Here is a 22,502-nt window from a genome sequence, read left to right on the forward strand (position 1 = left end):
TATCCGTAGGCACACGGCTTTTACCCAACCGCCTACACAGGCGTTTTTTCTAACCCCGTGGGGATACGTTTCCCCCTGCGGGACACGCATCCCCGTTTGTTCAGGAGATGTTTATGTTCCGCAAACTCTTCCGGCATCCCGCTTTACTCAGATGCCTTCCGCTGTCGATCGGCTTGTCCATGTATGCCGCGCTGTTTTACGGCATGTCCTTTGCCCTGTGGGGACCGGACTCGCACCGTAACCTGTCGCTGGCTCTAATGTTGCTGTCGGCTCTGCTGACTGCGGTGTTGGCGCTGAACGACAAACCGGCGCAACGCTGATTTTTCCATATCAACCCTTTGGGGACTTGCTTCCCCAAAGGGAGGCAGTCCCCTGTTTGCCAGGAGTATTGCCATGACTGCCCGACTTTCCCAAACCCTTTACCGCAAAACCTGCTGTCTCGACATTGAGGCTGAATACGGCGGCACGGGCGGCCTTGCCGCCTCACAGCCGCAGTACTACCTCGAAATCATGACCGGCCGCTGTGTTTCCGACCTGCGCATTATGTGCTCGGGTGCCGGATTCTATGTCGGCCGCCACTATTATCACGAAGACGAGCCGGATTTTCTCCAGCCCTACGGCCGTGCGTCCGATTATTTCAAGACCATCGATGAAGCGGTGGCCTTTCGTGACTTTCTGCACGAAATCAACCGCAAATACCGGTCGCCGTAACCCTGCCGCCCTGCGGCTTTTTAAGAAACCTGCGCAAGCAGGTTTTTTCAGACGGCCTGATGCTTTCAGGCTGCCTGAAAAAACCTGTTTTACACGCCGGCAGTCGTTTCACTGTCTTGATGCAGCCGTTAAACAGCATCATGCCCATTCGTGGGTACACGGCTTTTACCCAACCGCTGCTTGCAGCGTTTTTTCAACCCCATAAGGGAACCTAACCCTTATGGGCAGGGTTCCCATTTTTTTAGGAGAACCCTATGTATCACGATAACGAAACCCCCGCCGTCCTGCCGCCGCTGCCCGACACAGGGCAGCCTGAAAGCCCTGAGCCAGCTTGCAATAACGAAATGCCGCTGTCGCAGTTTCTGGCCGATTTCGGCGGCAGCCTGTTTCAGGCGGTTACCGAGCAAAACCGGCCGCTGTATCAGGGGCAGACCTATCCCGAAACCGAGCGCGTGCTGGACGCACTGGCACGGCCGCTGTTTGCCGCCCAGCGCGAAGTGGTGCGGGCGGTGTTGCAACTGTTGCTGCATGAAGACCGCCCCGCTGCGGTCATTAACGCGGAAATGGGCACGGGCAAAACCATGATGTCAATTGCCGCCGCTGCGGCGATGCACCATCAGGGCTGTCCCCGCACGCTGGTATTGAGTCCGCCGCATCTGGTGTACAAATGGCGGCGCGAAATTCTCAAAACCGTGCCGGAAGCGAGGGTGTGGGTGCTCAACGGCACCGACACGCTGGCCAAGCTGCTGCATATCCGCCGCCACTGCCGCAAAACCCCGACGGTACCCGAGTTTTTCGTACTCGGACGGGTGCGCATGCGCATGGGCTACCACTGGCGGCCGGCATATGCGGTGCGCTACCGCAGCGAAGACGGCGTACGGCGCAAGCTGTTCTGCTGTCCGAAATGCGGCGGCGAAATCACCGATGCGGAAAACCAGCCCTATGAAGATGCGCAAAGCCTGACCGACGCGCTGTCAAAAAACCGCCTGTTCTGCCGCGCCAAACGCGGTAAGGGTTTGGCATCACGCGAGTGCGGCGAACCGCTGTGGACACTGTGCCGCAAGGAGCAGAACGGCAGCCAAAGCACGGTGTACGAGCGGGTCATCCAAGCCATCTCTGCATTGCCGACCATCGGCCCGAAAACCGCTGCCAAACTGGTACAGACCTACGGCGAGAGCTATCTGGCCGAAATCCTGGAAAACAACGTGCAGGCGTTTTCCAACCTGATGGACGAGAACGGCGAGTTTGTGTTCGGCGACCGTCAGGCGGCGCGGCTGGACAGGGCTTTGAGCAAAGCCGAGTTCACGCTGGGACAAGGCGGCTACCAGCCGACCGAGTTCGTCAAACGCTATCTGCCCAAGCATTTTTTCGGACTGATGGTGGTGGACGAGGGACACGAGTACAAAAACTACGGCACCGCCCAAGGGCAGGCGATGGGTGTACTGGCACGCTGCGCGCGCAAAGTGCTGTGCCTGACCGGCACGCTGATGGGCGGCTATGCGGACGACTTGTTTTACCTGCTGTGGCGGCTCAATCCGCAGTCCATGCTGGCAGACGGTTTCGGCTACAACAAAGCCGGTACGCTCGGCACGGCGGGCATGGCGTTTATGCGCAAGCACGGGGTGTTGAAAGACATCACGCGCAGCCATCTGGGCAGCGAGTACAGCGAAGGGGCGTTCAACAGCTCCAAAGCCACCCGCAACCAGGTGCGCACTGCCAAAGCGCCGGGCTTCTCGCCGCTGGGCATCATGCGTTATGTGCTGCCGCTGACGGTGTTTCTGAAACTGCGCGATTTGGGCGAAGGCGTGCTGCCGGGCTATCGGGAAATCTTCCGGCCGGTGGACATGGACGACGCACAAAAAGAGGTGTATCAGCAGATGGAGCGTGTGCTTAAAAGCTACCTGAAAGAAGCATTAAGCAAGCGCGACAACTCGCTCACCGGTGTAGTGATGAATGCCCTGCTGGCCTGGCCGGACTGCTGCCATCAGGAAGAAACGGTGTACTGGAAGCGCAAGCGGGAAACCCTGTTTTACACGCCGGCGCAGTACGGGCCGCAAGACGTTTCGCCCAAAGAAGCCGACCTGCTGGAAGTGGTGCAGGGCAGCCTGAAACGCGGCAGACGCTGTCTGGTCTATACCGTGTATTCCGACACCCGCGACACCACGGGCCGTCTGAAACAGCTTTTGCAGCGGCACGGCATTAAAGCCGCCGTGATGAAAGCCACAGTTAAGGCCGACGAGCGCGAAGACTGGGTGGTCGACCGTTTGGAAGAAGGCTGCCAAGTCGTCATCTGCAACCCCGAGCTGGTCAAAACCGGTCTCGACCTTCTGGCGTTCCCCACCATCTACTTCATGCAAACCGGCTACAACGTCTATACCCTGATGCAGGCCGCCCGCCGCTCATGGCGCATCGGCCAGACGGAAGACGTGGAAGTGTATTTCGCCGGTTACAAAGACTCGGCGCAGCACATCTGCCTCGAACTGATGGGTAAGAAGATTGCCGTAACCCAATCCACTTCCGGCGATATGCCGGATTCGGGCTTGGACATCCTCAACCAGTCGGGCGACTCCGTCGAGGTTGAGCTGGCCAAACGCCTGATTGAAAAAAGCCGGACCGCTGCGGCGGCATAGGCTTTACACCTGCCCCGAACCGTGTCCGCAAGGATACGGTTCGGCAAGCAGGTTTTTTCAGACGGCCTGATGCTTTCAGGCAGCCTGAAAAAACCTGTTTCACACGCCGGCAGTCGTTTTACTGTCTCGATGCAGCCGTTAAACAGCATCGCCTCCATTCGTGGAGGAACGGCATTGTTCCAACCTTTTTCACTTTTTTCCAACCCAACAGGGGCTTGTCCCTGCGGGGTGGCCTCTTTTTCTTACGGAGGCCGATATGCTTACCCAATCCCAACCCCAACCCCAACAAAACCATCTGATGTTTGACCGTGTGGCCCGCAATCACATCAAAAACGGCTACTTCCCTACTGACGAAGCCACGTTGGCCGGCATTGCCGAACGCCTGGACATCGGCGGCAGCGAAGTGCGTATTTTTGACCCGTGCTGCGGCGAAGGTCTGGCACTGGAAACGCTGGCCGGCCATCTGACCGCCTGCGGCAGCCGCTGCCGCACCTTCGGTGTCGAACTGGACAGACAGCGTGCCGCCGTTGCTGTGCAGCGTTTGGAGCACCTAGTACGCGCCGACATCGAAAACTGCATCTTGCAAGCCAAAACCGTCGGGCTGCTGTTTCTTAACCCGCCCTACGGCTTTGCCGCCAAAGACCAGTTGGACAGCCGCAAGGCGCAACGTCTGGAAGAGGTGTTTTTCGCCAAAACCGCAGGCGTGCTGCAAACCGGCGGCATTCTGGTGCTGATTGTCCCCACTCAGGCGCTGACCGAAGGCTTCTGCCGCGAAATCGCTTCCTACTTTACCGATATACGGATATTCAAAGCAGGGGTCGATACCTACCGGCAGGTGGTCGTCATGGGCATCAAATCCGCCAACCGCAGCCAAATCGGCAAGAAACTGGTGCAGCAGCAAACCCAAACCCTGCTGGCTTTCGAGCAGGCCGGGGACATCGGCAGCGAAGCGGACTGCTGTTACGAAGTGCCGCCCGCTGCTGCCAAGCCGTTCAAGCCCCTGTGCTTTGAGGTTTCCGCCGACGTGCTGGCCGAAGAACTGACCGCGCTGCACGGCCAAACCCTGTGGCCGCATTTCGGACACTGGTTCGGCTCGCATCTGGTGCAGGAAAAACGCCGCCCGCTGTGTGCACTGGGTCAGTGGCATTCCGCGTTGGCACTGGCTGCCGGCCAGGTCAGCGGCATTGTTACCGCTGCCGACGGACGCAGGCTGCTGGTCAAAGGCTCGACGCACAAAACCAAGGTGGTTACCACAGCTGAAGAATACGACGCCAAAGACCGCCTGGTGGTTACCACCACTGCGCTCGACCGTTTCGTGCCGAGCATCCGCGCCGTCAACCTGACCGAAGGTTCGCCGGAGTATGGCGAAGTGCTGACCATCCGTTAAACCCTGCCGCCCTGCGGCTTTTCCCCAAACCCGCCGCAAGGTGGGTTTTTCAGGCTGCCTTGTTGGTCGAAGGCAGCCTGAAAAACCGACTTTGTTTCACACGCTGGCAGTCGTTTTACTGTCTTGATGCAGCCGTTAAACAGCATCAGCCGCATTCGTGCAGTTACGGCTTTTTCTTCAACCCGAGCGGGGTGTCCGTGCCCCGCGCATGGCAGCCTGCTTTTTTCATTAGGAGTCTGTTATGCAAGAAGTTTTATCCAACACCTATATCGTCTGGTTCAAAGACTGTTTCGAGACGGCGGAAGAAGCCGCTTTGGCGTTAAACGGCCAAACGGTTTTCCCGCTGCAGCACCCGCAGGAAACCATACAGGACGCAGTCGGCCGTTTTTTGGAGCAGAGAGTGGGCTATGCCAAATCCCTGATTCAACTGGTTGAGCCGGCGGCGGAGTACGTCCGCAGGGAAAACGTTTTTGAAAACACGCCCTGCCGCAGCAGCAACTGCTACACGGCGGCAGTGGTTGTCCCGTCTGCCGCAAGGCAGCCTGAAAACGCTGCATTGCCGTCCGGTACTGCCGACATCCTCTATCTGCTGCAGGACGCGGAATACGATGCAGGCAGTCTGCCGACGGTATTGGCCAAGCTGACCGAAAACGACACCCGCTGGCTGTACGGCCGCCACCGCCAGAGTATTTTCGACTGGATGGGCAGCAAAGGCCTCAGCCTGCACGACTTCGGCTACAACGCCGATGTGGTGCTGGAACAGCCGGACAAAGTCTGCTGGGAGGTCGTTTACAACTGGGCGTGCGATACCGTCCGCAGCCATTTGGGCAGCCTGAAATAGCAGGCCGTTCCGATAAAGCACCAGCCGCCTGAAACGGTGCGCCGGATTCGTCCGGCGGCGGTATTTTTACCAACCGGGACCTTTGTCCCTTTTTGCCAACCCTGCGGGGGCGTCTGCCCCTTATGGGGCGGCGGCTCCTGCATTTTTTGGAGAACATCCATGAACGATTGCAATATCTCCGAAACCCCTTTAGTCTTTGCTCCCTTTTGCAAACTGCAGACACGGGAAACCTGCCTGTTGCTGGACTTGCCGGCAGAACGCAAAGACGAATGGGCGTTTTACTGCAACGACGAATACGACCTGCCGGTACCGGATGCCCGTATTGTCATCAATGCGCAAGTATTGGCCGATGCGCTGGCTGTCTATTCGCAATATTCCGAAACCTTCCGCAGTGTTTCCATCCGTATCGACATTGATTCAGACGGTTACGAAGGTAAGCTGCGCCATGAAGAGTTGAAAATCTCTATGGCAAGATACATCGGCTCATTTTGTTCCGGCATTGAGTTTACTAATGACTGGAGCGGCAGCACCTACTGGCTGGATGCCGACAACCACTGGCCGGTACCCAATGAAGAAATACCAGCCTATCTGGCAGATCTGTTGAAGCATGATTGCTGACTTTTCAAACTATGGGGCGTTTCTGCGGAAACGCTCCCTTTTTATGCAAAGGATTTCTGATGCAGTACCACCCTGTTGTCCCCCTTGTGCAACCGACACTGTACCAAAGCAACCGCTGTCTGGAACTGACGCTGCCTTGTAGCAGCGAAGTACTTGACGGGTTTTACCGGCATACTGCCAGTTGCCGTTCTTTCGAAAACACCGCTGTGTTTTATGTCAAAGTGGAAGACCTGCTGTGTGCCCTGATGGCTATGCAAACTTCCACCGGCCGAATCCGGTATGCAGCCGTCGATATGCTTCTTGATATTTCCGATATCGGCAAAGGGCAAACAGCCGCCTGCCTTGAAATTCCATCTGATTCAGATTGGGAGTCCGGAATGTCCGTTGTTTTTATCGATGAACGCGGTAACCGGTTCTACGGTTTCGAGTGGTCGCAGTACCTGCCCGATGTGATTGTCGGGCATGAAAGCCTATATTTCTGGCTGCGTTCGTTGTAAGCCTTTTTAAGTGAAAAGACCGTCTGAAATTTCAGGCGGTCTTTTCTGTATTCAGTCCTTGTAAAAACAGCTTGCGCATATTACTAAAATTCAGTAATATTTACTCACGCACGGCGCGATTTTAATGATTCCCGTAAAAACTACTGGAGAGAGGATGGCAAAACCCATCCCGAAGAATCTGGCATAGCCAACATGGAGTGCAGTAGCAGCTGGATAAGTTTATGATTTAATTTGATAATCAGGTGGTTACAATGAAAGACTTTAAGTATGCGAGTAGAGGATTTAGAATTGCTTTGGCTTTCACATTGAAGTATACGGTTATTTTTTCTTTATTTACATTAATTGTTTATACAGCATCCTATTGGATTGGCCGGATGGCATGGCCTTTATTTTATAAAGCTAATTGTATAAATCCTATGGAATTTTATTATAAATCAGGAAGTTGTTTTCATGCAAGTGAAATGAGTGGAGATTTTTTTGGATTTGGTTTTTTTATTTTGTTTTTTAGCTCTGTTTTTTTGATTTTAGCTATCTTATTTTTAATAGAAGTTTATAAGGCGCTGGTAAAAATAGGAAAAAATACCAAGTAATTCAATAAAGGAATTTCTATGATATTCAATAACCGCACTGGCCGTCATACCGGCGCTTGCCACTGCCAATATTCGACCCAACCACCATTACCAGCAGTAGCAGCTGACAGCAGCTTGTTTCCGCCTGCCTGATCCGGCAGTTCGGCGCAAGCACCGGCAGCAACATTGCCGAACCCGTCGGCACGGTCATGAGCGACGGCGGAGGCCGGCCGCTGACCAAAACCGCCCAAGTAAGAATGTGCGGCAATTCCGTATCGCCGCCGCCGATGGCCGCGCTGATACGGGCAAACTACCGCCCCGAAGCAGTACCGGAAATACTGGCAGCTTAATTTCCATTTACTACCGACATAAGGAGCAACACCATGATTGGAGCAGTAAAAAGTAGTAATGCCCAACAGACAAACAGTATAGCTGTTGGTTCAGGCGGAGAATTTGGCCTTACCAAAGGAGTCAAAGAAATTGCTGAGGAGCGTCGTCGGCAGATTGAAGATTTGGGCTATACCCGCGAACATGACCGCAACCATCAGGGGGCGGAACTGATACGGGCGGCACTCAGCTACTTGGGGTCGTCTCAGAAAACGGAAAATAAAGCACGCTAAGCCGGTTGCAGAGGCCGTAGCGGCCTGAACTTCCCCGCGCCGATCTTGGCGCTGCTGCGCCATAGGTAATCACCGGTCAGGTTGATGTGCTCCCAGCCGAGTGGCGACAGGTACTGCAATAGCGAGTCATCGACGGCATGACCATTGCCGCGCAACGCATGCGCCGCACGCTCCAGGTAGACCGTGTTCCACAGCACGATGGCCGCCGTCACCAGGTTGAGGCCGCTGGCCCGGTAGCGCTGCTGCTCGAAACTGCGGTCACGGATTTCACCAAGGCGGTTGAAGAACACGGCACGGGCCAGCGCATTGCGCGCCTCGCCCTTGTTCAGCCCGGCATGCACGCGGCGGCGTAGCTCGACGCTTTGCAGCCAGTCGAGGATGAACAGCGTGCGCTCGATGCGGCCCAACTCGCGCAGCGCGACGGCCAAGCCGTTCTGGCGCGGGTAGCTGCCGAGTTTCCTGAGCATCAGCGAGGCCGTCACCGTGCCCTGCTTGATCGAGGTGGCCAGCCGCAGGATTTCGTCCCAATGGGCGCGGACGTGCTTGATGTTGAGCGTGCCGCCGATCATCGGCTTGAGCGCGTCATAGGCGGCATCGCCCTTCGGGATGTAGAGCTTGGTGTCGCCCAGGTCGCGGATGCGCGGCGCGAAGCGGAAGCCCAAGAGGTGCATCAGGGCGAAGACGTGATCGGTGAAGCCCGCCGTGTCGGTGTAGTGCTCCTCGATCCGCAGGTCGGATTCGTGGTACAGCAGGCCGTCGAGCACGTAGGTTGAGTCGCGCAGGCCGACATTGACCACCTTGGTGTGGAATGGCGCGTATTGGTCGGAGATGTGGGTGTAGAAAGTCCGTCCTGGGCTGCTGCCATATTTTGGGTTGATGTGCCCCGTGCTCTTTGCCTTGCTAGCGGTTCGGAAATTCTGTCCGTCCGATGATGATGTGGTGCCATCGCCCCAGTGCCCGGCAAAGGGATGCCGAAACTGAGCGTTGACCAGTTCAGCCAACGCTGTCGAGTACGTTTCGTCGCGGGTATGCCAGGCTTGCAGCCAAGCGAGCTTCGCGTAGGTCGTGCCGGGGCAGGACTCGGCCATCTTGGTCAGGCCCAGGTTGATCGCGTCGGCCAGGATCGTGGTCAACAACAGGTTCTTGTCCTTGGCCAGATCGCCCGATTTCAAGTGCGTGAAGTGCCGGGTGAAGCCCGTCCACTCATCGACTTCGAGCAGCAGTTCGGTGATCTTGACGTGCGGCAGGACCATGGCTGTCTGGTCTATCAGCGCCTGCGCGGTGTCGGGCACCGCCGCATCCAGCGGCGTGATCTTCAAGCCCGACTCGGTGATGATGGCATCCGGCAGGTCGTTGGCTGCCGCCATGCGGTTGACGGTGGCAAGTTGTGCTTCCAGCAGCGTCAGCCGCTCATGCAGATATTGTTCGCAGTCGGTGGCCACGGCCAGCGGCAATTCGCTGGACTGCTTGAGGCTGGTGAACTTCTCGGGCGGTACCAGGTAGTCCTCGAAGTCCTTGAACTGGCGTGAACCCTGCACCCAGATGTCGCCCGAGCGCAGGGAGTTCTTCAACTCGGACAGCGCGCACAGTTCGTAGTAGCGCCGGTCGATGCCGGCGTCGGTCATCACCAGTTTCTGCCAGCGCGGCTTGATGAAGCCGGTCGGTGCATCGGCTGGCAGCTTGCGGGCGTTGTCGGTGTTCATGCCGCGCAGCACCTCAATGGCATCAAGCACGTTTTTGGCGGCGGGCGCGGCCCGCAGCTTGAGCACGGCAAGGAATTCCGGTGCATAGCGGCGCAGGGTGGCGTAGCTCTCGCCGATGCGATGCAGGAAATCGAAGTCATCGGGTTGCGCGAGCTTCTGCGCCTCGGTGACGCTCTCGGCAAAGGAATCCCAGGACATGACGGCCTCGATGGCGGCAAACGCATCGCGGCCTGATTGCTTGGCGTCGATCAGCGCCTGACCGATGCGCCCGTACAGACGTACCTTGGCGTTGATGGCCTTGCCTGACGCCTGGAACTGCTGCTGATGCTTATTCTTGGCAGCGTTAAACAGCTTACCCAGGATGCGGTCGTGCAGGTCGATGATTTCGTCGGTGACGGTGGCCATGCCCTCGGTGGCCAGCGCCACGAGAGTGGCGTAGCGCCGTTGCGGCTCGAATTTGGCCAGGTCGGCGGGTGTCATCTGGCCGCCCTCGCGGGCAATCTTGAGCAGGCGGTTCTGGTGAACCAGCCGCTCGATGCCGGTAGGCAGATCGAGTGCCTGCCATGCCTTGAGGCGTTCGATGTGTTCCAGCATATGCCGCGAATTTGGCTTGGCCGGAGACTGGCGCAACCAAGCCAACCAGGTCGTCTTGCCGTTGTCCCGGCGCTTGAGCAGATCGTCGAGGCGGCGGCGATGCGCGTCCGCCAGTGGTTCGGCCAAGGCGTCGTAGATGCGCCGGTTAGCACGGGTGATCGCCTCGGCACTCGCCCGCTCGACGGCGTTGAGGGCGGGCAGAATGACCGACTGCCGCCGCAGGTGCCCGATCAAGGCGCTGGCCAGCACGATGCCTTTGTCGGTTTGCATCGCCAGCTCGGTCAGCATCTGGACGGCCTGCCGGTAATGGCTCATGGTGAAGGGCCGGAAACCGAACACGGTTTGCAGCTCGCTCAGGTGCTCGCGCCGGGTCTGCTCCCGCTGGCCGTACTCGTTCCAGCTTTCGACGCCGACCTTGAGCTGGTCGGCGACCAGCTTCAACAAGGGCGGGAACGGTAGTTCATCGACGCCCAGGATGACGCCGGGAAAGCGCAGGTAACAGAGCTGCACCGCGAAGCCCAGCCGATTGGCTGGCCCGCGCCGCTGTCGGATGATCGAGAGGTCGGTATCGTTGAATGTGTAATGTCGGATCAGGTCGTCCTTGGAGTCCGGCAACGCCAGCAGGCTTTCCCGCTCGGCGGCGGACAGGATGGAACGACGTGGCATATTTACTGATCCGTTCTCAAGTATTGATACAGGGTTTCGCGACTGATTCCGAATTCACGAGCAAGCTTGGTCTTTTGCTCGCCAGCCTCGACACGTTGGCGCAGTTCGGCAATACGCTCAGACGACAGGGATTTCTTCCTGCCACGGTAAGCCCCGCGTTGCTTGGCGAGCGCAATACCCTCGCGCTGACGCTCGCGGATCAGGGCGCGCTCGAACTCGGCGAACGCGCCCATCACCGAGAGCATCAGGTTCGCCATCGGAGAGTCTTCGCCAGTAAAACTGAGGTGTTCCTTGACGAATTCGATATGCACGCCGCGTTGTGTCAGCGTTTGCACGATCCGGCGCAAATCATCGAGATTGCGCGCCAGGCGATCCATGCTATGCACCACCACGGTGTCGCCGGTGCGGGCGAAGCTTATCAGCGCTTCCAGTTGCGGACGCTTGACATCCTTGCCGGATGCCTTGTCGCTAAAAGCGCGATCAACCTTGACGCCTTCCAGTTGCCGTTCCGGGTTCTGGTCGAAGGTGCTGACCCTGATATACCCAATGCGCTGTCCAGTCATGGAATTCCCTGCAAAATGTCAGGGAAGACTCTATGACCTTCAACGAGATATGTCAATAAATTCAAAATTCAATCCTATCCTGACGCAATTTACACATGGCATCTGACATCAGGTTAGGGTATGCCTCAACCTGACGGCGGCGAATCACAAGCGTCCGGTTTGACGCTGGTTTCGGTCGCAGTGCTGGCCCGCGCCTGGAAGCGCTGATAGCACTCCAGCCCGCAGAAATGCTCCACGTACTCGGCCCCTTCCGGCGTGAAGGCGGCATCGAGCGGGATTTCCTTGCAGCACACGCAGCAACTGGTGCTCGGTTCATTGGCGTTCATGGTGGTGTTCCTCCATTGGTTGACGAAGCCGACGAAGGCCGCCGCCGGCATCGGCCTGGCGAACAGGAAACCCTGCACCGTGTCGCAACCCGCCTGCCGCAACCACGCAAGGCAGTCGGGTGTTTCCACACCCTCGGCTACCACCTCCATTGTCGTTTTCAGAAGACGGCTGCACTGAACGTCAGAAGCCGACTGCACTATAGCAGCGGAGGGGTTGGATCCATCAGGCAACGACGGGCTGCTGCCGGCCATCAGCGGACGCAGGGAGGACTTTCCGCAACCGGCCGTTCGATGCGGCACCGATGGCCTTCGCGCAGGGGTAGTGAATCCGCCAGGATTGACTTGCGCTGCCCTACCTCTCACTAGTGAGGGGCGGCAGCGCATCAAGCGGTGAGCGCACTCCGGCACCGCCAACTTTCAGCACATGCGTGTAAATCATCGTCGTAGAGACGTCGGAATGGCCGAGCAGATCCTGCACGGTTCGAATGTCGTAACCGCTGCGGAGCAAGGCCGTCGCGAACGAGTGGCGGAGGGTGTGCGGTGTGGCGGGCTTCGTGATGCCTGCTTGTTCTACGGCACGTTTGAAGGCGCGCTGAAAGGTCTGGTCATACATGTGATGGCGACGCACGACACCGCTCCGTGGATCGGTCGAATGCGTGTGCTGCGCAAAAACCCAGAACCACGGCCAGGAATGCCCGGCGCGCGGATACTTCCGCTCAAGGGCGTCGGGAAGCGCAACGCCGCTGCGGCCCTCGGCCTGGTCCTTCAGCCACCATGCCCGTGCACGCGACAGCTGCTCGCGCAGGCTGGGTGCCAAGCTCTCGGGTAACATCAAGGCCCGATCCTTGGAGCCCTTGCCCTCCCGCACGATGATCGTGCCGTGATCGAAATCCAGATCCTTGACCCGCAGTTGCAAACCCTCACTGATCCGCATGCCCGTTCCATACAGAAGCTGGGCGAACAAACGATGCTCGCCTTCCAGAAAACCGAGGATGCGAACCACTTCATCCGGGGTCAGCACCACCGGCAAGCGCCGCGACGGCCGAGGTCTTCCGATCTCCTGAAGCCAGGGCAGATCCGTGCACAGCACCTTGCCGTAGAAGAACAGCAAGGCCGCCAATGCCTGACGATGCGTGGAGACCGAAACCTTGCGCTCGTTCGCCAGCCAGGACAGAAATGCCTCGACTTCGCTGCTGCCCAAGGTTGCCGGGTGACGCACACCGTGGAAACGGATGAAGGCACGAACCCAGTGGACATAAGCCTGTTCGGTTCGTAAGCTGTAATGCAAGTAGCGTATGCGCTCACGCAACTGGTCCAGAACCTTGACCGAACGCAGCGGTGGTAACGGCGCAGTGGCGGTTTTCATGGCTTGTTATGACTGTTTTTTTGGGGTACAGTCTATGCCTCGGGCATCCAAGCAGCAAGCGCGTTACGCCGTGGGTCGATGTTTGATGTTATGGAGCAGCAACGATGTTACGCAGCAGGGCAGTCGCCCTAAAACAAAGTTAAACATCATGAGGGAAGCGGTGATCGCCGAAGTATCGACTCAACTATCAGAGGTAGTTGGCGTCATCGAGCGCCATCTCGAACCGACGTTGCTGGCCGTACATTTGTACGGCTCCGCAGTGGATGGCGGCCTGAAGCCACACAGTGATATTGATTTGCTGGTTACGGTGACCGTAAGGCTTGATGAAACAACGCGGCGAGCTTTGATCAACGACCTTTTGGAAACTTCGGCTTCCCCTGGAGAGAGCGAGATTCTCCGCGCTGTAGAAGTCACCATTGTTGTGCACGACGACATCATTCCGTGGCGTTATCCAGCTAAGCGCGAACTGCAATTTGGAGAATGGCAGCGCAATGACATTCTTGCAGGTATCTTCGAGCCAGCCACGATCGACATTGATCTGGCTATCTTGCTGACAAAAGCAAGAGAACATAGCGTTGCCTTGGTAGGTCCAGCGGCGGAGGAACTCTTTGATCCGGTTCCTGAACAGGATCTATTTGAGGCGCTAAATGAAACCTTAACGCTATGGAACTCGCCGCCCGACTGGGCTGGCGATGAGCGAAATGTAGTGCTTACGTTGTCCCGCATTTGGTACAGCGCAGTAACCGGCAAAATCGCGCCGAAGGATGTCGCTGCCGACTGGGCAATGGAGCGCCTGCCGGCCCAGTATCAGCCCGTCATACTTGAAGCTAGACAGGCTTATCTTGGACAAGAAGAAGATCGCTTGGCCTCGCGCGCAGATCAGTTGGAAGAATTTGTCCACTACGTGAAAGGCGAGATCACCAAGGTAGTCGGCAAATAATGTCTAACAATTCGTTCAAGCCGACGCCGCTTCGCGGCGCGGCTTAACTCAAGCGTTAGATGCACTAAGCACATAATTGCTCACAGCCAAACTATCAGGTCAAGTCTGCTTTTATTATTTTTAAGCGTGCATAATAAGCCCTACACAAATTGGGAGATATATCATGAAAGGCTGGCTTTTTCTTGTTATCGCAATAGTTGGCGAAGTAATCGCAACATCCGCATTAAAATCTAGCGAGGGCTTTACTAAGCTTGCCCCTTCCGCCGTTGTCATAATCGGTTATGGCATCGCATTTTATTTTCTTTCTCTGGTTCTGAAATCCATCCCTGTCGGTGTTGCTTATGCAGTCTGGTCGGGACTCGGCGTCGTCATAATTACAGCCATTGCCTGGTTGCTTCATGGGCAAAAGCTTGATGCGTGGGGCTTTGTAGGTATGGGGCTCATAATTGCTGCCTTTTTGCTCGCCCGATCCCCATCGTGGAAGTCGCTGCGGAGGCCGACGCCATGGTGACGGTGTTCGGCATTCTGAATCTCACCGAGGACTCCTTCTTCGATGAGAGCCGGCGGCTAGACCCCGCCGGCGCTGTCACCGCGGCGATCGAAATGCTGCGAGTCGGATCAGACGTCGTGGATGTCGGACCGGCCGCCAGCCATCCGGACGCGAGGCCTGTATCGCCGGCCGATGAGATCAGACGTATTGCGCCGCTCTTAGACGCCCTGTCCGATCAGATGCACCGTGTTTCAATCGACAGCTTCCAACCGGAAACCCAGCGCTATGCGCTCAAGCGCGGCGTGGGCTACCTGAACGATATCCAAGGATTTCCTGACCCTGCGCTCTATCCCGATATTGCTGAGGCGGACTGCAGGCTGGTGGTTATGCACTCAGCGCAGCGGGATGGCATCGCCACCCGCACCGGTCACCTTCGACCCGAAGACGCGCTCGACGAGATTGTGCGGTTCTTCGAGGCGCGGGTTTCCGCCTTGCGACGGAGCGGGGTCGCTGCCGACCGGCTCATCCTCGATCCGGGGATGGGATTTTTCTTGAGCCCCGCACCGGAAACATCGCTGCACGTGCTGTCGAACCTTCAAAAGCTGAAGTCGGCGTTGGGGCTTCCGCTATTGGTCTCGGTGTCGCGGAAATCCTTCTTGGGCGCCACCGTTGGCCTTCCTGTAAAGGATCTGGGTCCAGCGAGCCTTGCGGCGGAACTTCACGCGATCGGCAATGGCGCTGACTACGTCCGCACCCACGCGCCTGGAGATCTGCGAAGCGCAATCACCTTCTCGGAAACCCTCGCGAAATTTCGCAGTCGCGACGCCAGAGACCGAGGGTTAGATCATGCCTAGCGTCGGAAAGGCGCTGGAAGCCCCGTAGCGACGCGGAGAGGGGCGAGACAAGCCAAGGGCGCAGGCTCGATGCGCAGCACGACATAGCCGGTTCTCGCAAGGACGAGAATTTCCCTGCGGTGCCCCTCAAGTGTCAATGAAAGTTTCCAACGCGAGCCATTCGCGAGAGCCTTGAGTCCACGCTAGATCTATCTCATCTGCGCAAGGCAGAACGTGAAGACGGCCGCCCTGGACCTCGCCCGCGAGCGCCAGGCGCACGAGGCCGGCGCGCGGACCCGCGCCACGGCCCACGAGCGGACGCCGCAGCAGGAGCGCCAGAAGGCCGCCAGAGAGGCCGAGCGCGGCCGTGAGGCTTGGACGCTAGGGCAGGGCATGAAAAAGCCCGTAGCGGGCTGCTACGGGCGTCTGACGCGGTGGAAAGGGGGAGGGGATGTTGTCTACATGGCTCTGCTGTAGTGAGTGGGTTGCGCTCCGGCAGCGGTCCTGATCAATCGTCACCCTTTCTCGGTACTTCAACGTTCCTGACAACGAGCCTCCTTTTCGCCAATCCATCGACAATCACCGCGAGTCCCTGCTCGAACGCTGCGTCCGGACCGGCTTCGTCGAAGGCGTCTATCGCGGCCCGCAACAGCGGCGAGAGCGGAGCCTGTTCAACGGTGCCGCCGCGCTCGCCGGCATCGCTGTCGCCGGCCTGCTCCTCAAGCACGGCCCCAACAGTGAAGTAGCTGATTGTCATCAGCGCATTGACGGCGTCCCCGGCCGAAAAACCCGCCTCGCAGAGGAAGCGAAGCTGCGCGTCGGCCGTTTCCATCTGCGGTGCGCCCGGTCGCGTGCCGGCATGGATGCGCGCGCCATCGCGGTAGGCGAGCAGCGCCTGCCTGAAGCTGCGGGCATTCCCGATCAGAAATGAGCGCCAGTCGTCGTCGGCTCTCGGCACCGAATGCGTATGATTCTCCGCCAGCATGGCTTCGGCCAGTGCGTCGAGCAGCGCCCGCTTGTTCCTGAAGTGCCAGTAAAGCGCCGGCTGCTGAACCCCCAACCGTTCCGCCAGTTTGCGTGTCGTCAGACCGTCTACGCCGACCTCGTTCAACAGGTCCAGGGCGGCACGGATCACTGTATTCGGCTGCAACTTTGTCATGCTTGACACTTTATCACTGATAAACATAATATGTCCACCAACTTATCAGTGATAAAGAATCCGCGCGTTCAATCGGACCAGCGGAGGCTGGTCCGGAGGCCAGACGTGAAACCCAACAGACCCCTGATCGTAATTCTGAGCACTGTCGCGCTCGACGCTGTCGGCATCGGCCTGATTATGCCGGTGCTGCCGGGCCTCCTGCGCGATCTGGTTCACTCGAACGACGTCACCGCCCACTATGGCATTCTGCTGGCGCTGTATGCGTTGATGCAATTTGCCTGCGCACCTGTGCTGGGCGCGCTGTCGGATCGTTTCGGGCGGCGGCCGGTCTTGCTCGTCTCGCTGGCCGGCGCTGCTGTCGACTACGCCATCATGGCGACGGCGCCTTTCCTTTGGGTTCTCTATATCGGGCGGATCGTGGCCGGCATCACCGGGGCGACTGGGGCGGTAGCCGGCGCTTATATTGCCGATATCACTGATGGCGATGAGCGCGCGCGGCACTTCGGCTTCATGAGCGCCTGTTTCGGGTTCGGGATGGTCGCGGGACCTGTGCTCGGTGGGCTGATGGGCGGTTTCTCCCCCCACGCTCCGTTCTTCGCCGCGGCAGCCTTGAACGGCCTCAATTTCCTGACGGGCTGTTTCCTTTTGCCGGAGTCGCACAAAGGCGAACGCCGGCCGTTACGCCGGGAGGCTCTCAACCCGCTCGCTTCGTTCCGGTGGGCCCGGGGCATGACCGTCGTCGCCGCCCTGATGGCGGTCTTCTTCATCATGCAACTTGTCGGACAGGTGCCGGCCGCGCTTTGGGTCATTTTCGGCGAGGATCGCTTTCACTGGGACGCGACCACGATCGGCATTTCGCTTGCCGCATTTGGCATTCTGCATTCACTCGCCCAGGCAATGATCACCGGCCCTGTAGCCGCCCGGCTCGGCGAAAGGCGGGCACTCATGCTCGGAATGATTGCCGACGGCACAGGCTACATCCTGCTTGCCTTCGCGACACGGGGATGGATGGCGTTCCCGATCATGGTCCTGCTTGCTTCGGGTGGCATCGGAATGCCGGCGCTGCAAGCAATGTTGTCCAGGCAGGTGGATGAGGAACGTCAGGGGCAGCTGCAAGGCTCACTGGCGGCGCTCACCAGCCTGACCTCGATCGTCGGACCCCTCCTCTTCACGGCGATCTATGCGGCTTCTATAACAACGTGGAACGGGTGGGCATGGATTGCAGGCGCTGCCCTCTACTTGCTCTGCCTGCCGGCGCTGCGTCGCGGGCTTTGGAGCGGCGCAGGGCAACGAGCCGATCGCTGATCGTGGAAACGATAGGCCTATGCCATGCGGGTCAAGGCGACTTCCGGCAAGCTATACGCGCCCTAGGAGTGCGGTTGGAACGTTGGCCCAGCCAGATACTCCCGATCACGAGCAGGACGCCGATGATTTGAAGCGCACTCAGCGTCTGATCCAAGAACAACCATCCTAGCAACACGGCGGTCCCCGGGCTGAGAAAGCCCAGTAAGGAAACAACTGTAGGTTCGAGTCGCGAGATCCCCCGGAACCAAAGGAAGTAGGTTAAACCCGCTCCGATCAGGCCGAGCCACGCCAGGCCGAGAACATTGGTTCCTGTAGGCATCGGGATTGGCGGATCAAACACTAAAGCTACTGGAACGAGCAGAAGTCCTCCGGCCGCCAGTTGCCAGGCGGTAAAGGTGAGCAGAGGCACGGGAGGTTGCCACTTGCGGGTCAGCACGGTTCCGAACGCCATGGAAACCGCCCCCGCCAGGCCCGCTGCGACGCCGACAGGATCTAGCGCTGCGTTTGGTGTCAACACCAACAGCGCCACGCCCGCAGTTCCGCAAATAGCCCCCAGGACCGCCATCAATCGTATCGGGCTACCTAGCAGAGCGGCAGAGATGAACACGACCATCAGCGGCTGCACAGCGCCTACCGTCGCCGCGACCCCGCCCGGCAGGCGGTAGACCGAAATAAACAACAAGCTCCAGAATAGCGAAATATTAAGTGCGCCGAGGATGAAGATGCGCATCCACCAGATTCCCGTTGGAATCTGTCGGACGATCATCACGAGCAATAAACCCGCCGGCAACGCCCGCAGCATCGCGACCGTCATCGGTGAGAAGTTCGGCAGGTATTGGGTGGTGACAATGTAGGTGCTGCCCCAAATGGCAGGTGCTATCGCTGTGAACAATAAATCGGGGCAGACGGCGCTTCCAGCGTGACGACCATGCCGAGCACGCAGCGGGTGAACACGTCGATGGCGAGGGTCAGGTACGGGCGGCCAATAGGTTGCCGGTCGCGGTCATCGACCACGATCAGGTCGATGACCGTATGGTCTATCTGCACCTGCTCCAGCGGCGCGGTCACGGCAGGAGGCTCGCCGCCCACACCTTGTAGGTCACGAGCGGCATCCTGGCCTTCCCGCCGGCGGATGACCTTGCGCGGGTCAAGGCTAGCGATCCGTAAGGCCACGGTATTGCGCGCCGGCACTCGCAGTTTTTGAGCCTTGCACACCTGAGTGACTTCGCGGTGAAAGGCCGCTAGGCTGCGCTTCTGCTTGGTCAGGAACCGCTTTTGCAGTAGCTCGTGGATGACGCGCTCGACCGGTTCCGGCAAGCGCCCCTTACCTTTACCTCCACCGGACTGGCCGGGCACCAGATCCGTCACGAGGCCGCTGCCTTGCCGGGCACGCCGGATCAGAACGTATACCTGGCGCCGAGACAAGCCCAGCGCCTGAGCCGCCATATCGGCCGCTTCGTGCCCGACCGTCTCCGACTGCGCCAACGGACTGATGATCTCCGCACGACGGCGCGCACGCTCCCAAGCCTCATCAGGCAGAGTGGCCACGCCTTGTTCTGGAATCCGTGGGGTGTCCGTCGCCATGCTCACCTCGCTTTGGTGCACACGAGTATTGAGCATAGTCGAGATTGGTGCAGATCACTTCTGATATTGAACTGTCAGGAGCTGGCTGCACAACAGCCATTACGCCCAATCAACTGGTGCAGTCGTCTTCTGAAAATGACATCCATGCCCAGCCCGTGCGCGAGCTGGATCACCGCCCGCACGATAGTTTGGTCACGGGCATCATCCGGGAGCCTGGCGACAAAGGATTGGTCGATTTTCAATGTGGTGATGGGGCAGCATTTCAGATGTTGCAGGCAGGAATAGCCGGTGCCGAAGTCGTCGGCGGCGAAGCGCACGCCGATGGCGCGCAAGGCGTCGAAACTGGCGAACAGGGCTGGATTGCCGAATGCGACCGATTCGGTCAGTTCGATCTCCAGAAGCTCGGCGGGCAGGGCCATATCGGCCAGCACCCGCTTTACCTCGTCGTCGAACGTTGGCCCAACCTGGCTGGCGGACACATTGATGGCAAGACGGAACGGTTGCCATGCCGGTCCTTGCCACTTGTGCATCTGGCGACAGGCCTCGCCCAGCACCCACGCGCCTATTTCCGGCATCAGGCCGAACGACTCGGCCAGCGGCAGGAACTGGCCGGGCGGCAACAGGCCAAGCCTCGGATGCCGCCAGCGCATCAACGCTTCCGCGCCAGCGATCCGGTGATCGCGCAGATCGACCAGCGGCTGGTAATGCAGGTCAAGCTGTCCGCGCGCCGCCGCCTGCGCCAACTCGGCCGCCGTCCATCCGGCGGGCTGCGAACTCGTCATGATCCGCCCCGGAAGGCGCGCAGCAGCCGCGTTACGGCCAGAACGAACAAGCCGGTCAGCGCGAGCGCGGCAACACCCCAATGCTCGCCAAGGAAGGCACCGGCGGTCGTCCCGGCCAGCACGGCGGCGAGAATCGGCAGATGGCAGGGGCAGGTCAACACGGCCAGCGCACCCCACAGGTAGCCGGAAACGGGTTGGCGCGTCTCGGGCGGCAGTTTGTCAGGGGCGTTCACGGCAATGCCTCCTCGTGCGCCCGCTCGGCTGGCATGGAGGCCAGTTGCGCGTCCAGATGGGCCAACGCCGCGCGCCGCCGCTCGACCAACTGGCGCAGCACGGCAAGCTGCGCTGCGGCTTGTGCGCCGTCCGCTGCGTCGAGCGCACGGCACAGCCGCGCCAGGGCATCCAGGCCGATACCCGCCTCGAAGGCCGCGCGCACGAAGCACAGCCGTTGCAAGGCCGCATCGTCGAACACGCCGTAGCCGCCCGTGGTGCAGGCCACCGGCCGTAACAAGCCGCGCACCAGGTAGTCGCGCACGATATGTACGCTCACCCCAGCGTTATGGGCCAGTTGCGATACCGTGTAGGCGCTCATCGCACACCTCCTTGTCCTCACCCGGCGCAGCAGGAAAGCTGCTTCACATCCTTGTTGAAGGTCTGCGCCGCGAGCTTCAACCCTTCGACCATCGTCAGGTAGGGGAACAACTGGTCGGCCAGTTCCTGCACCGTCATCCGGTTGCGAATCGCCAGTGCGGCCGTCTGGATCAGTTCGCCCGCTTCCGGGGCCACTGCCTGCACGCCGATCAGTCGTCCGCTGCCTTCTTCAACCACCAGTTTGATGAAGCCGCGCGTGTCGAAGTTGGCGAGCGCGCGCGGCACGTTGTCCAGCGTTAGCGTGCGACTATCAGTTTTGATGCTGTCATGGTGCGCTTCCGCCTCGCTGTAGCCTACGGTCGCCACTTGCGGGTCGGTGAACACCACGGCCGGCATCGCGGTCAGGTTCAGGGCCGCGTCACCGCCGGTCATGTTGATCGCGGCGCGAGTGCCGGCCGCTGCCGCCACATAGACGAACTGCGGCTGGTCGGTGCAGTCGCCTGCGGCGTAGATGTGTTCCACGCTTGTACGCATGCCGGGGTCGATGACGATAGCGCCTTGCGGGGTGAGCGTGACGCCCGTCGCATCCAGTGCCAGCTTGCGTGTGTTGGGCGCGCGGCCGGTGGCGACCAGCAGCTTGTCGGCGCGCAGTTCGCCGTGCGCCGTGGTGAGCACGAATTCGCCGTCCCCTTCACCATTGATATACGCGACCTGGCTGGCCTGGGTGTGTTCCCTCACCTCGATGCCCTCCATGCGGAATGCGGCCGTGACGGCTTCGCCTATAGCTGGGTCTTCGCGGAAGAACAGCGTGCTGCGAGCCAGGATCGTCACCTTCGCTCCGAGTCGGGCGAACGCCTGCGCCAGCTCCAGCGCCACCACTGATGAGCCAATCACGGCCAGGCGCTTAGGAATCGTCTCGCTGACCAGCGCTTCAGTGGAAGTCCAGTACGGAGTGTCTTTCAGGCCGGGAATCGGCGGCACGGCCGGGCTCGCGCCGGTGGCGATCAGGCAGCGGTCGAATGCCACCACGCGCTCGCCGCCGTCGTTGAGTTGCACGATCAGGTTGCGATTGTCCTTAAAGCGGGCGGAGCCGTGCAGCACAGTGATCGCCGGATTGCCCTCCAAGATGCCTTCGTACTTGGCGTGGCGCAGTTCATCGACGCGGGCCTGCTGCTGGGCCAGCAGCGCCGTGCGCTGGATGGTCGGCGTGGTAGCGGCGATGCCGCCATCGAACGGGCTTTCCCGGCGCAGATGGGCGATATGGGCGGCGCGGATCATGATCTTGGACGGCACACAACCGACATTGACGCAGGTGCCGCCGATGGTGCCGCGCTCGATCAGCGTGACACGTGCGCCTTGCTCGACGGCCTTCAGCGCCGCTGCCATCGCGGCCCCGCCGCTGCCGATGACGGCGATATGCAATGCGCCGCTGCTACCCGTCTTGTCGTTTCTGCCCAGCAGATCGCGCATCTTGTCGAGCAATCCGCCCGGCGTCGAAACTGAGGGGGCATCGGCCAGCGTGGCCCGATAACCGAGTCCAGCTACAGCGGCCGTCAGCGCGTCGGGTGACGTGCCGACCTCAATGGCGAGCTTGGCGCTGCCCTTGGCGTAGGAGACATCCGCTGATTGCACGCCGGGCACTTTCTCCAGGGCGTCCTTGACATGCACTGCGCACGAGTCGCAAGTCATGCCGGTGATTTTGAGAGTGCTCATACCATCGTTCCTTA

Annotated in this window: 23 protein-coding genes and 4 pseudogenes; 15 read left to right on the top strand and 12 right to left on the bottom strand. The window is 59.5% G+C overall.

Translation table 11 applies throughout. The annotated features are described in order from the left end of the window. Window positions 1-113: 113 nt before the first annotated feature. The 10 genes from ACG2K1_RS02195 (at window position 114) to ACG2K1_RS02240 (ending at window position 7,873) form a co-directional block, all read left to right on the top strand. Window positions 114-320: a hypothetical protein gene (locus ACG2K1_RS02195; protein WP_395428282.1), complete on the top strand. Its 207-nt coding sequence runs from the start codon at window positions 114-116 to the stop codon at window positions 318-320. 73 nt (window positions 321-393) lie between these two features. Beyond that, window positions 394-711, top strand: coding sequence for a hypothetical protein (locus ACG2K1_RS02200; RefSeq protein WP_395428280.1), 318 nt, complete (start codon window positions 394-396; stop codon window positions 709-711). Between the two features lie 254 nt (window positions 712-965). Then, window positions 966-3,341 carry an SNF2-related protein gene (locus tag ACG2K1_RS02205; RefSeq protein ID WP_395428278.1) on the top strand — a complete coding sequence of 792 codons (2,376 nt, stop codon included), beginning with the start codon at window positions 966-968 and terminating at the stop codon, window positions 3,339-3,341. 256 nt (window positions 3,342-3,597) lie between these two features. Continuing rightward, complete coding sequence (locus ACG2K1_RS02210) at window positions 3,598-4,728, top strand: DUF6094 domain-containing protein (RefSeq protein ID WP_395428276.1); 1,131 nt, start codon at window positions 3,598-3,600, stop codon at window positions 4,726-4,728. A 241-nt stretch (window positions 4,729-4,969) separates the two neighbouring features. Further along, the gene (locus ACG2K1_RS02215) at window positions 4,970-5,569 is read left to right on the top strand and encodes a hypothetical protein (RefSeq protein WP_395428274.1); all 600 of its coding nucleotides are present in this window, start codon (window positions 4,970-4,972) and stop codon (window positions 5,567-5,569) included. 159 nt (window positions 5,570-5,728) lie between these two features. After that, on the top strand, window positions 5,729-6,187 hold the full coding sequence (locus tag ACG2K1_RS02220) for a hypothetical protein (RefSeq protein ID WP_395428272.1): 459 nt from the start codon (window positions 5,729-5,731) through the stop codon (window positions 6,185-6,187). Window positions 6,188-6,246: 59 nt separating this feature from the next. Next, on the top strand, window positions 6,247-6,684 hold the full coding sequence (locus tag ACG2K1_RS02225; RefSeq protein WP_395428270.1) for a hypothetical protein: 438 nt from the start codon (window positions 6,247-6,249) through the stop codon (window positions 6,682-6,684). A 251-nt stretch (window positions 6,685-6,935) separates the two neighbouring features. After that, window positions 6,936-7,274 carry a hypothetical protein gene (locus ACG2K1_RS02230; RefSeq protein ID WP_395428269.1) on the top strand — a complete coding sequence of 113 codons (339 nt, stop codon included), beginning with the start codon at window positions 6,936-6,938 and terminating at the stop codon, window positions 7,272-7,274. A gap of 188 nt (window positions 7,275-7,462) precedes the next feature. Next, on the top strand, window positions 7,463-7,603 hold the full coding sequence (locus ACG2K1_RS02235) for a hypothetical protein (protein WP_395428267.1): 141 nt from the start codon (window positions 7,463-7,465) through the stop codon (window positions 7,601-7,603). Between the two features lie 33 nt (window positions 7,604-7,636). Next, window positions 7,637-7,873, top strand: a complete 237-nt coding sequence (locus tag ACG2K1_RS02240) for a hypothetical protein (RefSeq protein WP_395428265.1) — start codon at window positions 7,637-7,639, stop codon at window positions 7,871-7,873. On the opposite strand, the gene ACG2K1_RS02245 is transcribed toward ACG2K1_RS02240, so the two are convergent. The 5 genes and pseudogenes from ACG2K1_RS02245 to intI1 all read right to left on the bottom strand — a co-directional run bounded on the left by ACG2K1_RS02245 (window position 7,870) and on the right by intI1 (window position 13,091). Further along, window positions 7,870-10,836 carry a Tn3-like element TnAs3 family transposase gene (locus tag ACG2K1_RS02245; protein WP_001138064.1) on the bottom strand — a complete coding sequence of 989 codons (2,967 nt, stop codon included), beginning with the start codon at window positions 10,834-10,836 and terminating at the stop codon, window positions 7,870-7,872. The genes ACG2K1_RS02240 and ACG2K1_RS02245 overlap by 4 nt on opposite strands. Before the next feature lie 2 nt (window positions 10,837-10,838). After that, entirely contained in the window at window positions 10,839-11,399 is a 561-nt protein-coding gene (locus tag ACG2K1_RS02250) for a recombinase family protein (protein WP_000147567.1), read from the bottom strand. A gap of 125 nt (window positions 11,400-11,524) precedes the next feature. Then, window positions 11,525-11,725: a DUF3330 domain-containing protein gene (locus tag ACG2K1_RS02255; RefSeq protein ID WP_000993264.1), complete on the bottom strand. Its 201-nt coding sequence runs from the start codon at window positions 11,723-11,725 to the stop codon at window positions 11,525-11,527. Window positions 11,726-11,824: 99 nt separating this feature from the next. Then, a pseudogene (locus tag ACG2K1_RS02260) lies at window positions 11,825-12,109 on the bottom strand (hypothetical protein); the annotation flags it as partial. Then, the gene (intI1, locus tag ACG2K1_RS02265) at window positions 12,078-13,091 is read right to left on the bottom strand and encodes a class 1 integron integrase IntI1 (protein WP_000845048.1); all 1,014 of its coding nucleotides are present in this window, start codon (window positions 13,089-13,091) and stop codon (window positions 12,078-12,080) included. The pseudogene ACG2K1_RS02260 and the gene intI1, both read right to left, overlap by 32 nt. Window positions 13,092-13,239: 148 nt before the next feature. Between intI1 and aadA1 the strand changes: the two are divergent. The 4 genes and pseudogenes from aadA1 (at window position 13,240) to ACG2K1_RS02285 (ending at window position 15,831) form a co-directional block, all read left to right on the top strand. After that, a pseudogene (aadA1, locus tag ACG2K1_RS02270) lies at window positions 13,240-14,078 on the top strand (ANT(3'')-Ia family aminoglycoside nucleotidyltransferase AadA1). 116 nt (window positions 14,079-14,194) lie between these two features. Continuing rightward, window positions 14,195-14,542, top strand: coding sequence for a quaternary ammonium compound efflux SMR transporter QacE delta 1 (locus ACG2K1_RS02275; RefSeq protein ID WP_000679427.1), 348 nt, complete (start codon window positions 14,195-14,197; stop codon window positions 14,540-14,542). After that, on the top strand, window positions 14,536-15,375 hold the full coding sequence (gene sul1 / locus ACG2K1_RS02280; RefSeq protein WP_000259031.1) for a sulfonamide-resistant dihydropteroate synthase Sul1: 840 nt from the start codon (window positions 14,536-14,538) through the stop codon (window positions 15,373-15,375). Before ACG2K1_RS02275 ends, sul1 begins: the two co-directional genes overlap by 7 nt. A 213-nt stretch (window positions 15,376-15,588) precedes the next feature. Beyond that, window positions 15,589-15,831 carry a transposase gene (locus ACG2K1_RS02285; protein WP_000844627.1) on the top strand — a complete coding sequence of 81 codons (243 nt, stop codon included), beginning with the start codon at window positions 15,589-15,591 and terminating at the stop codon, window positions 15,829-15,831. A 31-nt stretch (window positions 15,832-15,862) separates the two neighbouring features. Here ACG2K1_RS02285 and tetR(A) read toward each other — a convergent pair whose 3' ends face one another. Next, window positions 15,863-16,513: a tetracycline resistance transcriptional repressor TetR(A) gene (gene tetR(A), locus ACG2K1_RS02290; RefSeq protein WP_395428379.1), complete on the bottom strand. Its 651-nt coding sequence runs from the start codon at window positions 16,511-16,513 to the stop codon at window positions 15,863-15,865. 105 nt (window positions 16,514-16,618) lie between these two features. On the opposite strand from tetR(A), the gene tet(A) reads away from it, so the two are divergent. Continuing rightward, a complete protein-coding gene (gene tet(A), locus ACG2K1_RS02295; RefSeq protein WP_000804064.1) occupies window positions 16,619-17,818 on the top strand; it encodes a tetracycline efflux MFS transporter Tet(A) in 1,200 nt (399 codons plus the stop codon). 31 nt (window positions 17,819-17,849) lie between these two features. On the opposite strand, the gene ACG2K1_RS02300 is transcribed toward tet(A), so the two are convergent. The 6 genes and pseudogenes from ACG2K1_RS02300 to merA form a co-directional block, all read right to left on the bottom strand. Further along, window positions 17,850-18,761, bottom strand: a complete 912-nt coding sequence (locus tag ACG2K1_RS02300; RefSeq protein WP_065897011.1) for a DMT family transporter — start codon at window positions 18,759-18,761, stop codon at window positions 17,850-17,852. Further along, window positions 18,719-19,402, bottom strand: a pseudogene (locus ACG2K1_RS02305) (DNA-binding domain-containing protein); the annotation flags it as partial. The pseudogene ACG2K1_RS02305 and the gene ACG2K1_RS02300, both read right to left, overlap by 43 nt. A gap of 134 nt (window positions 19,403-19,536) precedes the next feature. Then, window positions 19,537-20,184 (bottom strand): annotated as a pseudogene (locus tag ACG2K1_RS02310) (EAL domain-containing protein); the annotation flags it as partial. After that, a complete protein-coding gene (gene merE / locus ACG2K1_RS02315; protein ID WP_000993386.1) occupies window positions 20,181-20,417 on the bottom strand; it encodes a broad-spectrum mercury transporter MerE in 237 nt (78 codons plus the stop codon). The gene merE and the pseudogene ACG2K1_RS02310, both read right to left, overlap by 4 nt. Continuing rightward, window positions 20,414-20,776: a mercury resistance co-regulator MerD gene (merD, locus tag ACG2K1_RS02320; RefSeq protein WP_001277456.1), complete on the bottom strand. Its 363-nt coding sequence runs from the start codon at window positions 20,774-20,776 to the stop codon at window positions 20,414-20,416. The genes merE and merD overlap by 4 nt, the downstream gene beginning before the upstream one ends. 17 nt (window positions 20,777-20,793) lie before the next feature. Then, the gene (gene merA, locus ACG2K1_RS02325; RefSeq protein WP_395428248.1) at window positions 20,794-22,488 is read right to left on the bottom strand and encodes a mercury(II) reductase; all 1,695 of its coding nucleotides are present in this window, start codon (window positions 22,486-22,488) and stop codon (window positions 20,794-20,796) included. Window positions 22,489-22,502 lie beyond the last annotated feature (14 nt).

This window comes from Neisseria sp. 23W00296 (assembly GCF_044772855.1).
GTDB lineage: Bacteria > Pseudomonadota > Gammaproteobacteria > Burkholderiales > Neisseriaceae > Neisseria.